The sequence below is a fragment of the Streptomyces blattellae genome (assembly GCF_009709555.1).
GTDB classification, from domain to species: Bacteria; Actinomycetota; Actinomycetes; order Streptomycetales; family Streptomycetaceae; genus Streptomyces; species Streptomyces blattellae.
In genome coordinates, this window is record NZ_WJBG01000106.1 from 232,068 (window position 1) to 242,711 (window position 10,644).

The following is a 10,644-nucleotide window of genomic DNA, read 5'->3' on the forward strand; positions in this document are numbered from 1 at the left end:
ACCGGGCCCCTGTTCCTCAAGCACCTTCTCGGCTACGGCGATCTGCTGGTCCTTGGTGGCCAGATCCGCCCGCGGCGCGTAACGGGTGCCGCCGAAGGCCTCCCAGGTCGACTGCGCGAACTGCAGTCCCCCGTAGTAGCCGTTGCCGGTGTTGATGCTCCAGTTGTTGGTCGACTCACAGGCGGCGACCTTGTTCCAGGTCTCGACGTCCGCGGCGTGGGCGGCACCGGTGCCGATGAGCGGTATCGCCATGCCGGCGCCGCCCGCCGTGACGGTGAGTGAGGCGCGGTTGATCCTGTTCGGCTGATACCGGCGGTGCCGGCCGCGTACGGCCATGAAAAGCCCCCTCGACATGCGTCAGGAGGGCCAAAAGTAAGCGCCGGGAACAGGCCATGACAAGACAGCAATCAGCCGCTTGGTCACGCCAAGTGGCCAGGAATCGGCGTGCGTTGCTCAGCCACCCGGGACGGCTGAGTGCGGCGGGGCCCTCCATGCGTATCTGCCTGCGCGGCATCGCGCCACCCGGATGTGCGGTCGGCGTACCGGCACGTCAGGATGGACGATGGGGCAATACTGGCGGGCATGCACGACGGGCACCGCCGATAACCAGGTCACTAGGAGCCAACGGAATGAGCAATTCAGCCCAGATCGGCGTCACGGGTCTCGCGGTCATGGGCCGCAACCTCGCCCGCAACTTCGCGCGCAACGGCTACACGGTCGCGGTGCACAACAGGACGTCGGCGCGTACGCACGCCCTGGTCGAGGAGTTCGGGAGTGAGGGCGACTTCGTCGCGGCCGAGACCGCGAAGGATTTCGTGGCGGCGCTGGAGCGGCCGCGGCGCCTGGTCATCATGGTGAAGGCCGGTGAGCCGACGGACGCGGTGATCCAGGAGTTCGCGCCGCTCCTGGAGCCCGGCGACATGATCATCGACGGCGGTAACGCGCACTTCGCCGACACCCGCCGCCGTGAGCGCGACCTGCGTGAGCAGGGCATCCACTTCGTCGGCATGGGCGTCTCCGGCGGCGAGGAGGGCGCGCTGCACGGGCCGAGCATCATGCCGGGCGGCCCGAAGGAGTCGTACGACTCACTGGGCCCGATGCTGGAGAAGATCTCCGCGAAGGCCGCGGACGGGGCTCCCTGTGTCACGCACGTCGGTCCCGACGGCGCCGGGCACTTCGTGAAGATGGTCCACAACGGCATCGAGTACGCCGACATGCAGCTGATCGGCGAGGCGTACCAGCTGCTGCGTGATGTCGCCGGGTACTCCCCCGCGCAGATCGCGGAGATCTTCCGCACCTGGAACACCGGGCGGCTGGACTCGTATCTGATCGAGATCACGGCCGAGGTGCTGTCGCACGTGGACGCGGCGACGGGCGAGCCGTTCGTGGACGTGGTGGTGGACCAGGCGGAGCAGAAGGGCACGGGGCGTTGGACCGTGCAGATCGCGCTCGACCTGGGCGTTCCGGTGTCGGGTATCGCGGAGGCCGTCTTCGCGCGGTCGCTGTCCGGGCACCATGCGCTCCGCGAGGCGTCCCGCGGGCTGGCCGGGCCGAAGGCGTCGCCGCTGGGCGAGGCGGAGGCGGGCGCGTTCGCCGACCGGGTGGAACAGGCGCTGTACGCCTCGAAGATCGTGTCGTACACGCAGGGCTTCCACCAGATCGACGCGGCGCGTGACGAGTACGACTGGGACATCGACCTCGGCGCCGTGTCCGCCATCTGGCGCGGTGGCTGCATCATCCGCGCGGCGTTCCTGGACCGTATTCGCGCCGCGTACGACGCACGGGCCGATCTGCCGAGTCTGCTCTCCGACGAGACGTTCGCGCAGGAGATCGCGGCGGCGCAGGACGACTGGCGTGAGGTGATCATCGCCGCGGCTCGTCAGGGTGTGCCGACGCCCGGGTTCTCCGCGGCCCTCGCGTACTACGACGCGCTGCGTGCGGAGCGGTTGCCTGCGGCGCTGACGCAGGGGCAGCGGGACTTCTTCGGGGCGCACACGTATCGGCGGACCGATCGGGAGGGCTCGTTCCACACGCTGTGGGGTGGGGATCGGTCGGAGGTTTCCGCCTAGCAGCTTCGGGCGCGTTGTCGTTGCGGTGGGCGGCGTCCTGTGGCGCCGCCCACCGCTTTTGGTTCTCACCTCACGTCAGTGGTGGGCCCGGTTCCGGGTTCGGTACGGGTTCCGGGCCCGGTGGGACCGGGGACGGGTCAGGGCCGGGGACCGGGCCGGGGCCGGGTGGTGGGCCCGGGGGTGGCGGAGTGGGCGGCCCGGGTGCCGGCGGGGGCTCCGGGGTCGGGACCGGGGACGGTGGGGGCTCGGGATGGACGGGATCCGGGCCGGGCGTGGGGCCCGGGGTCGGGCCCGGCGGTACGGGGTCGGGGTGCGGATTGGTCATGGTGTCCTCCGGCCAGTGGTGAAACGTCGGCTCTGGACTACTCCCCCGCGTACCCGGGCCCGGTGCGGCCACTCACTCGCCGGAGTCAACCGAGGGGTCCAGGTGGCCCGCCGCCTTCGCCCCCGCCGCGAGGCCCTGACGGGGACTGGACAGGACAGGGACCGCGGTCGTCGTCAGCTGCCGGGCCGGGGCCATCGACGGCTGGGCGAGGACGATCGCGTCGGCGTCGGTGACCCCGTCGGCCGCGGAGGCGACCAGTCGTGCGTATCCGTCCATGTCGCCGGTTTCGAAGCACCGCCAGGCGCCCGCCACCAGACGCGTCCGTACGTCCACGGGGCGCCCTGCACGGCGGGCCTCCTCCTCGATCAGCGACACGGTCGGCCCGAAGGTGCTCTCCACCGTGCCGAGGACGACGACCCGGGATCCCGTGGCCACCGCGCCGGCCGCCATCGGACGGTCGCCGCGCAGCACCGGCACCCCGATCCCGGCGCCGGCCGATTCCGCGACGCCGCCGAGGGTCGAGCAGGTGCACAGCACGGCCCGGGCACCGGCGGCGACGGCCCGCCGCAGGACGGCACGCATGTCGTCCGTCACCGCTTCGGGGCCTTCGGCGCGGGCGCGGTCGAGCAGCGACCCGTCGACGAAGTGCCGTAGTTCCAGGCCTGGATGGTCCTCGTCGCGCAGGGCGTCGAAGACGGGGATGTGGACGGGTGAGGTGTGCAGGAGTGCCAGCAAGGGTCGTTGCCGCCTCAGAATCGGCCGGGGTGTGCCGCCAGCCAGTCCATCGCCGCCCCCAGCAAGTCCGGGTCGGCGGCCGGGGCCTCCTCGGGGTGGCGTTCCGCCCACTTCACGACGTACGGGCACAGGGGGGCTACGGCGATGCCCTCACGCTGGGCCATGGCGTACAGCTCGCGCGCCAGGGAGCCCGCGATGCCCTTTCCCTCGTGGGCCGGTTCCACGAGGGTGTGCACGGGGACCAGGGCGTGCCCCGGCGCGTCGAGGACGAAGTACTCGACGTGGCCGACGACTTCGCCGTCCCCGCCGAGGGCCTCCAGGCGGCCCGCCGCCCGGTCGTCGCGGATCTCGCTCATGGGCACGCTCCTGGTCCGAAATGTACGGCCGTACTGTGCGGCCGGCCCGGTCAGGCCGGTACGGCCTGCGGGCTGCGCTCCTGGTCGGAGCCCGGCACCGGTGCGGACGGGTCGGCGCCCAGGTCCACGACCCTGTTGTCCCGGTCCACATGCACGACCCTCGGCCGCAGCGCCCGCGCCTCGGCGTCGGAGACCTGAGCGTAACTGATGATGATCACCAGGTCGCCGGGGTGTACGAGGTGCGCGGCGGCCCCGTTGATACCGACGACTCCGGAGCCACGCTCCCCTTCGATGACATACGTCTCCAGCCGGGCGCCGTTGGTGACGTCGACGATGTGCACGAGCTCGCCGGGCAGCAGGTCGGCGGCGTCGAGCAGATCGGCGTCGATGGTCACGGATCCGACGTAGTGCAGGTCGGCCTGGGTGACGGTGGCTCGGTGGATCTTGGATTTGAACATAGTACGCAACACGTCGTGCGCTCCCACAAGTAGGCTCCCTGCCTGCGTTTTTGCAGGTCAAGGGCTGTTTCCACACCCTAGAACGAGTCGTACGTCCGGGCAGCCTTCGCCAGGTTCTTCAGGGCTCATGCTGACCGATTGCCGACTTTTCTGACGGTGCATCAGGCCGCTGCTGTGGGGCTTGGAGTCGTGGCCGGCCCCTGCGCTGCCCCACGGCGAACGGCCGACGCCAGCCTACGCAACGGGCTTCGGACGTGTTCGTGACCATCGCCACAGCGAGGCGTCCGCCTGTCTCGGGAAGAGCCAAGCAGTGTGATGCGGCCGGACGGTCAAGTCCGCACCACGGCACTCCCAGCTCATGGCCCGGCCCGGCCGGTAGGAATCTGGCGACAGAAGCCAGGTCACTTGCTTGATCAAGCGGCGCGGAATGCAGCCGATGATCGCCGGTTGGCCGAACCGGCGATTCCTCTCGCCGAACTGTTCACGGCCGACCGCATCGCCGAGAGCCGCTGCAGTACCCGGCGCACAGGCTCGGTGTCTCCTCCGCTCCATCTTCACGCTGCGCCCGGACATCGACGCCATGGACGCCGCGCCGCTCTCCTTCCAAGTGCACACCCTCATCGGCGTGCTGCTCATCGCCGTCTGACCGTTCGCCCGGCTGGTGCACGCCTTCACCGCGCCGGTCGGCTACCTGTTCCGTCCGTACATCGTCTACCGGTCCCGCTCGGCCGGTGTCCCGTCGCGGGGGCCACGCCGCGGCCGGGAAGGTCCGGGATTGAGTGCCGGTATCCGGATTGCGGCCCTGGGTGGCCGCCTCCACGATGAGGTCATGATTCCGGTGGGCCCCGCAGGCCGTTTCGACGCGTTCCGGGCTCTGGCCGACCGGCGCGGGCGGCCGGGGGGCCTGCTGATCGAGTCGCTGGCCGAGGCAAGGGCGGGAACGGCGGACGGCCCGGGGGCCTGGGCTCCGGCTGTCGCCGCCGGTCTCGGCCTGCCCGCAGCCGCCGCACTCGGACCGGCCGGCTACTACGCGGACCTCGCCGCGCCGCACGGCCGCCGTCACGTCCGGATCTGCACGGCGACGTCGTCCTGCCAGTCGCGTCCTGGCTGGAGAAGGACGGCACCTTCGTCAACTTCGACCGCCGCTTCCAGCGGGTCCGCCCCGCCGTGGCCCCGCCTGGCGAGGCACGCAGCGACTTCGACGTCGTACACGCCCTCGCCGCGGCGCTGGGGGCGGACCTGGGCTGCGCCACTCCGGCCGCTGCCCTGGCCGAGTGTGGACGGGTCGCGCCCGTCTTCGCCGGCCTCTCCCACCACCGACTGGACCGGGAGGGCGCCGTGCCCTGGCCCTGCCCGGACGCCGGCCACCCAGGGGAGGCCAAGCTCTACACGGAACGGTTCGCCACACCCGACGGCCGGGCCCACCTCACCGCGGCCCCCCACCTCCCACCCGGCGAACAACCCGACGACGACTACCCACTGCTCCTGGTCACCGGGCGGCGCTGGGCGCACTACAACTCCGGCAGCATGACCCGCCGCGGTGGCAACCTCGCACTCGACCCGGTCGACTTCCTCGACCTCCACGCCGACGACGCCCTCCGGTACGGCGTCCGGGACGGCGCGCAGCTCACCGTGGAGAGCCGGCACGGCCAGGCCCGGCTCGTCGCCCGGGTCGGTGAACGGACCGCCCCCGGCCAGGTGTTCTGCTCCTTCCACTTCCCCGCGAGCGGGGTGAACAGCCTCACCTCCGACCACGCGGACACCATCACGTCCTGCCCCGAGTACAAGGTCACGGCGGTACGCGTTCACGGCACGGTGACGGCGTGACGGCGTCGGCTGGTCAGCGGGCCGCGCAGACGACCTCGACGAAGTGGCCCACCCGTTCCTCGGGCAGGTGACGTGCGAGGTCCGCCTCGCTGATCATGCCGACGAGGCGGTGGTTGTCGATGACCGGGAGCCGGCGGATCTTGTGCTCCTCCATGGCCTGAAGGACCTGGTCGGCATCGGCCTCGGCGTCGATCGTGACCGGCTTGCCCTGTTCGAGGAGGCCCGCGGTCATGGTCTTGGGGTCCTTGCCCTTGGCGACGCACTTCAGCACGATGTCACGGTCGGTGATGATCCCGTGGAGCCGGTCGTCCTCGCCGCAGATCGGGAGGGCTCCGACGTCCAGTTCCTGCATCTTGCGTGCAGCGGCTTCCAGCGTCTCGTTCTCCTGGATGCAGGTGGCACCGCCGTGCATGATCTCCCGGGCAGTGGTCATGGTCGTCTCCTTCGAGCGTCGTGATCCGCGCGGGGAGAGCCCATGGAGCCTGACCCGCCCCGACCGGTACTCCTACGAACCAGTGTGGATTCCGCGTCTCCGGTGCGCATGCCGGACGGGGCGCTCTCGGACCTTCGGTGGGCCCCCGCCCGGTGGGCGTTCCGGTTTCAGCCGGGCACGTTCCGCGCAGGACGGCGGCGATGTGCTGGACCATGACCTCTTCGGCCGGACCGTCGGGCTGAAGGAGGGGCGGCCTCCCTCGTACCGCTCCCACAAAGAGGCGTGGACGAGCCGCCCAGACAGCCCGAGGCACGCCGCCTCCCCCACCGCCCGGTCCACGGCCCGCAGGCTGGAACCCGATCCGTCGACGCCCACGACCAGCGGGCAGGTCCGTCGTCACCACCACCTTCCTGCCCGGCCATTGCGGGAAGCCCTCGTCAGATACCGTCGCACCGCCCTGGGCCCATCGCGACACATGCACCGGCTCTCGAAGGGAGCCTTCGGCCCAGGTTGCACTGGGCCGATTTACGGCGATTGTTGGAGTCATGCGGCCGGGAGAGCAGGGGCACCGCTCCTCGCATCGCCGTCACGGGCGTCGCAGCGGCCTGATGACGAGCCCGCTTCCGCTTCGAGGTCATGGCGAAGGGAGGGCGATCGTGGTTGCGAAGACAGGTGTTCTCGTCGCCCTGACCAAGGAGCATCGCGAGCAGCTCATGTCGCTCGCTCGTGAGGTGTCGTTCGAGATCGACGAGCGCATCTTCAACGAGGGCGGCCAAGCCGACCGTTTCTGGATCATCCACACGGGCACCGTCGCTCTCGACGTTCACGTGCCCGGCCGCCGCGCGGCGGTCATCGAGACCCTCGGTGCCGGGGAACTGCTGGGCTGGTCCTGGCTGGTCCCTCCCCACCACTGGCACCTGGGGGCCCAGGCCGCCAGCCCGGTGCGCGCCTACGAGTTCGATGCGGCCGCGGTCCGTGAGCTGTGCGGGAACGACCCGGAGCTGAATCAAGAGCTGTGGGCCTATGTCGCCGCAGTGATCGCGGGCCGGCTCAGGTCCACCCGGGTTCGGCTGCTCGACCTGTACGCGCCCTACGGCGCGGGCGAGGTTCCCTGACGAGGCGAGATGAGGAGGTGTGCGATGCCTGAGACCCCGCACATCGTGAGCGATGTGATGACCCAGACGGTCGTGGCCGTGGGACGCGACGCGCCCTTCAAGCAGATCGTCCGGACCATGGAGCAGTGGAAGGTCAGCGCCATGCCGGTGCTGGAGGGCGAAGGGCGCGTTATCGGCGTCGTCTCCGAGGCCGACCTGCTGCCCAAGGAGGAGTTCCGCGACAGCGACCCGAGCCTCTTCGAGCAACGCCGACGCCTGTCCGACCTCGCCAAGGCCGGGGCACTGACGGCGGAGGAGCTCATGAGCACCCCCGCGATCACGGTCCACGCCGACGCCACCTTGGCCCAGGCGGCCAGGATCATGGCCGTCCGGCGCGTCAAACGGCTGCCCGTGATCGACGACGTGGGCATGCTGCAGGGCATTGTGAGCCGTGCCGACCTGCTGAAGGTCTTCCTGCGGCCGGACGAGGACATCGAGGAGGAGGTCCGCCGCACCGTGGTGTCCTACCTCTTCCCGGCCTTCAGCCACGCCATCCACGTGGACGTGCACGAGGGAGTCGTCACCCTCCGCGGGCACATCCGCGACACCTCGCTCATCTCGGTGGCCGTGCGCCTCGCGCGCGCCGTGGAGGGCGTCGTGGACGTCGAGCCCCAGCTCACCGGCGAGTCAGCCGGTCCGGTCGGGCCCGAGATCACGCGGTGATTCGTGTGCGAGGGGCGGGCGCCGACCGGTGGCAGTCCCTCGGGCTGTCAGGGCAGGATGTCGAGCACCTCCGACACCGGGCGGCGTGGCGTGCTGGGACCCCTCGGTCCGTAGCCCAGGCGCAGCACCACCTGGGTGTAGCCCGTCCCGGACACCGGGTCGCGCAGCGGCCGGCGCAGGTCGGTCCACTCCAGGGCCTGGGTGGCGAACGAACTGGACAGGCACTCAAGGGTGGCCGGTAGCAGAACGCGTTCCATGTCCTGGCCTGCGCGCAGCCAGTCCTCCGGGCGGTCGTGGGTCGTGCTGAGGAGGGCCGGCTGAGGGGTCCGTTCGAAGTCCGCGGCGCCACGCCCCGCCACCTGCCGAGGGCCGGCGAAGTCGCGCATGGGGGCCTTGCCTCCGCGCTTGCGCGGCCCGAAGGCATAGTCCGGGACTCCGTTGGCGGCCGTGTTCACCGCAGGAGCGTCGATGCGGGTCCATTGCGCCAGGTCCTGGCCGGCGCCGCCGCCGGTGATGTTGCGCGCCTCGGCTTCCGCGAGCGGCCTCGCTGAGAGCCGTCCGCAGGGTCTCCGGGATCTCCGTCTCCTCGAACGGGAAGCGGCTGCTGTGCCGCTGGTGAATCGCCGGATACAGCACGTCGAGGTCGCTCTCGCCGCTCCCGAGGCCGGTCAGTCGCACGGCCGCGAGCAGTGCCGGGTGGGTCAGCAGCCGGGTCACCGGACACAGCCCCCGTGGACCACCGCGACCCTCAGGTTCAGCAGGGCGGCGCCGCGGCCGAGGTGAAGGGCACGGTTGTCGGGGTCGGAGTGCGGGATGGCGCGCTCTGGATCGGCACTCAAGTGGAAGGTGCGGCTGCCCTGGAAGTAGCGAAAGTGCCACGACTGCGCGTTGTGCATGGACGGGGCGGCAGCGGCGTCGTAAAACCAGGTCCGTTACGCGTTCTTCGGACGGCGGGTTTCGGTTCGCCAGAGCCTCCCTCTTCCTTCTCCACCGATCGGTTTTCTACTGATCGGTTTTCTACTGATCGGTGGGAGTGATACGGCGGCCCGTGATGCGCGGTAAGCATTCAGCAGGTCGTGATCGGCTTCGCTGTCTGACGATGTGACAGGTTGCGGGTGGGTGCGGCAGGATCCGTGGTCATGTCGTCGGGGTGGGAGTCTGCGTCGCGTGAGGACCTCCTCACGGTGATCGGGCTGCTCCAGCGACAGAACGAGGAGCTGGCCGCGGCGAATGAGCGGTTGACGGCGCGGGTGGCAGAGCTGGAGCGGCGGCTTGGCCGGAACTCGGGGAACTCCTCGATGCCACCGTCCTCGGACACCTTCGGTCGGCCGGAGAAGAAGCCGGTACCGAAGAGCGGCCGCAAGCGGGGACGCCAGCCGGGTGCCGACGGATCTGGGCTGTGCATGGTCGCTGATCCCGATGTCACCGAGGACCACCTTCCAGCGGCCTGCACCGGGTGCGGCCGGGCGCTGGGCGAGGACGACAGCATCGGCTTCGAGCGCCGTCAGGTCCGTGACATCCCGCTGACCACGGTGAAGGTGACCGAGCACCGGGCCCATCGCTGCCGGTGCGCGTGCGGGACGGTGACCGCCTCGCCGATGCCCGGCCAGGTCGCCCGATCGCCCTCCTCCTATGGCCCCAACCTGCGTGCCCTGGCCGTCTACCTGCTGGTCTTCCAGCACATCCCCGTCGAGCGGACCACGATCCTGATCCGGGACGTGACCGGGGCCGAGGTCTCCACCGGCTGGGTCGCCTCTCTGCTCCCCGAGGCCGCCGGCCTGGTCGAGGACTGTCTGAACCTGATCCGTGCCCTGCTGATCATGGGACACGTGCTCCACGCGGATGAGACCACCACCCGCATCGGCACCACCCGGCGCTGGCTCCACGTGGCCTGCACCGACTTCCTCACCCTGCTCCACCTCGCCCCGCGCTCGCGCGCCGGAGCAGATGCCGGCAAGGTGCTCCCGCACTACCGGGGCGTCCTGGTCCACGACTCACTGTCCCTGTATGCCGGCTACGACTCCTGCACCCATCAGCTGTGCGGAGCCCACCTGATCCGCGAACTGACCGCCGCCGAAGAGGACTTTCCCGACCAGAAGTGGCACCAGCAGATCCGCTGGGCCCTGGCCGGACTGAACACCCAGGCCGTACGCGTCCGGAACCAGGAGACCGCCGAGATCACCCCCGGTGCGCTCCTGCTGCACTGCGAAGCGTTCCACCAGGGCATCAAGGTCGGGCTCAGTCTCCATCCCAAAGTGCCGGGCCGGAAGCAGAGCCCGGCCCACAACCTCCTGACCCGGCTTCGCGATCAGGCCCACGACGTCCTGCGCTTCGCCGACGATCCCCGGCACGTGCCGTTCACCAACAACTGCGGCGAACGGGCCCTGCGTCCGGTCAAGACCCAGCTGAAGATCTCCGGCTGCCATCAGTCCGACACGGGCGCGACGGCCTGGCTCGCCGTGCGCTCCTACCTCGACTCCGCCCGCAAGCACGGCCTGACCACCTTCGAGGCCATCCACCGCGCCTTCACCGGCAAACTCTGGATGCCACCCATCGCACAGACCACCTGACCAGCCACTCTCACCGACCGTCACCGATCAGGCCCATTCCTTCTGAATGCGTAC

At 70.4% G+C, this 10,644-nt stretch carries 11 protein-coding genes and 3 pseudogenes; 7 read left to right on the top strand and 7 right to left on the bottom strand.

Going from position 1 to position 10,644, the window contains the following annotated elements:
- Window positions 1-45: 45 nt before the first annotated feature.
- A pseudogene (locus tag GFH49_RS41385) lies at window positions 46-354 on the bottom strand (transglycosylase family protein); the annotation flags it as partial.
- Between the two features lie 275 nt (window positions 355-629).
- Between GFH49_RS41385 and gnd the strand changes: the two are divergent.
- Window positions 630-2,069, top strand: coding sequence for an NADP-dependent phosphogluconate dehydrogenase (gene gnd / locus GFH49_RS03800; protein WP_155054298.1), 1,440 nt, complete (start codon window positions 630-632; stop codon window positions 2,067-2,069).
- Between the two features lie 397 nt (window positions 2,070-2,466).
- Here gnd and GFH49_RS03805 read toward each other — a convergent pair whose 3' ends face one another.
- The 3 genes from GFH49_RS03805 to panD are packed head-to-tail and all read right to left on the bottom strand — an operon-like array spanning window position 2,467 to window position 3,955.
- Entirely contained in the window at window positions 2,467-3,129 is a 663-nt protein-coding gene (locus tag GFH49_RS03805; RefSeq protein ID WP_155054299.1) for an aspartate/glutamate racemase family protein, read from the bottom strand.
- Between the two features lie 14 nt (window positions 3,130-3,143).
- On the bottom strand, window positions 3,144-3,485 hold the full coding sequence (locus tag GFH49_RS03810; protein WP_155054300.1) for a GNAT family N-acetyltransferase: 342 nt from the start codon (window positions 3,483-3,485) through the stop codon (window positions 3,144-3,146).
- A 50-nt stretch (window positions 3,486-3,535) separates the two neighbouring features.
- Entirely contained in the window at window positions 3,536-3,955 is a 420-nt protein-coding gene (gene panD, locus GFH49_RS03815) for an aspartate 1-decarboxylase (RefSeq protein ID WP_155054318.1), read from the bottom strand.
- A gap of 646 nt (window positions 3,956-4,601) precedes the next feature.
- Between panD and GFH49_RS41790 the strand changes: the two are divergent.
- The 3 genes and pseudogenes from GFH49_RS41790 to GFH49_RS03825 form a co-directional block, all read left to right on the top strand.
- Window positions 4,602-4,655 (top strand): annotated as a pseudogene (locus tag GFH49_RS41790) (hypothetical protein); the annotation flags it as partial.
- Window positions 4,656-5,050: 395 nt separating this feature from the next.
- Window positions 5,051-5,107 (top strand): annotated as a pseudogene (locus GFH49_RS39830) (hypothetical protein); the annotation flags it as partial.
- Window positions 5,108-5,110: 3 nt separating this feature from the next.
- Entirely contained in the window at window positions 5,111-5,770 is a 660-nt protein-coding gene (locus GFH49_RS03825; protein WP_230396140.1) for a molybdopterin oxidoreductase family protein, read from the top strand.
- A 13-nt stretch (window positions 5,771-5,783) separates the two neighbouring features.
- Here GFH49_RS03825 and GFH49_RS03830 read toward each other — a convergent pair whose 3' ends face one another.
- A complete protein-coding gene (locus tag GFH49_RS03830; protein ID WP_155054301.1) occupies window positions 5,784-6,203 on the bottom strand; it encodes a CBS domain-containing protein in 420 nt (139 codons plus the stop codon).
- Between the two features lie 713 nt (window positions 6,204-6,916).
- Here GFH49_RS03830 and GFH49_RS03835 point away from each other — a divergent pair.
- A complete protein-coding gene (locus GFH49_RS03835) occupies window positions 6,917-7,318 on the top strand; it encodes a Crp/Fnr family transcriptional regulator (RefSeq protein WP_230396144.1) in 402 nt (133 codons plus the stop codon).
- Window positions 7,319-7,342: 24 nt separating this feature from the next.
- Window positions 7,343-8,020 carry a CBS domain-containing protein gene (locus GFH49_RS03840; protein ID WP_155054303.1) on the top strand — a complete coding sequence of 226 codons (678 nt, stop codon included), beginning with the start codon at window positions 7,343-7,345 and terminating at the stop codon, window positions 8,018-8,020.
- 47 nt (window positions 8,021-8,067) lie between these two features.
- Here GFH49_RS03840 and GFH49_RS41165 read toward each other — a convergent pair whose 3' ends face one another.
- Window positions 8,068-8,475, bottom strand: coding sequence for a hypothetical protein (locus tag GFH49_RS41165; RefSeq protein ID WP_328288265.1), 408 nt, complete (start codon window positions 8,473-8,475; stop codon window positions 8,068-8,070).
- A gap of 258 nt (window positions 8,476-8,733) precedes the next feature.
- Window positions 8,734-8,916, bottom strand: coding sequence for a hypothetical protein (locus GFH49_RS41170; protein ID WP_328288266.1), 183 nt, complete (start codon window positions 8,914-8,916; stop codon window positions 8,734-8,736).
- Window positions 8,917-9,159: 243 nt separating this feature from the next.
- Between GFH49_RS41170 and tnpC the strand changes: the two genes are divergently transcribed.
- Window positions 9,160-10,590: an IS66 family transposase gene (gene tnpC / locus GFH49_RS03850; protein ID WP_155054304.1), complete on the top strand. Its 1,431-nt coding sequence runs from the start codon at window positions 9,160-9,162 to the stop codon at window positions 10,588-10,590.
- Window positions 10,591-10,644 lie beyond the last annotated feature (54 nt).

What these genes read in the sequence shown, in the direction of transcription:
- gnd (WP_155054298.1), top strand. Translation starts at nt 630, where the DNA reads ATGAGCAATTCAGCCCAGATCGGCGTCACGGGTCTCGCGGTCATGGGC.
- GFH49_RS03810 (WP_155054300.1), bottom strand. Translation starts at nt 3,485, where the DNA reads ATGAGCGAGATCCGCGACGACCGGGCGGCGGGCCGCCTGGAGGCCCTC.
- GFH49_RS03830 (WP_155054301.1), bottom strand. Translation starts at nt 6,203, where the DNA reads ATGACCACTGCCCGGGAGATCATGCACGGCGGTGCCACCTGCATCCAG.
- GFH49_RS03835 (WP_230396144.1), top strand. Translation starts at nt 6,917, where the DNA reads ATGTCGCTCGCTCGTGAGGTGTCGTTCGAGATCGACGAGCGCATCTTC.
- GFH49_RS03840 (WP_155054303.1), top strand. Translation starts at nt 7,343, where the DNA reads ATGCCTGAGACCCCGCACATCGTGAGCGATGTGATGACCCAGACGGTC.
- GFH49_RS41170 (WP_328288266.1), bottom strand. Translation starts at nt 8,916, where the DNA reads ATGCACAACGCGCAGTCGTGGCACTTTCGCTACTTCCAGGGCAGCCGC.
- tnpC (WP_155054304.1), top strand. Translation starts at nt 9,160, where the DNA reads ATGTCGTCGGGGTGGGAGTCTGCGTCGCGTGAGGACCTCCTCACGGTG.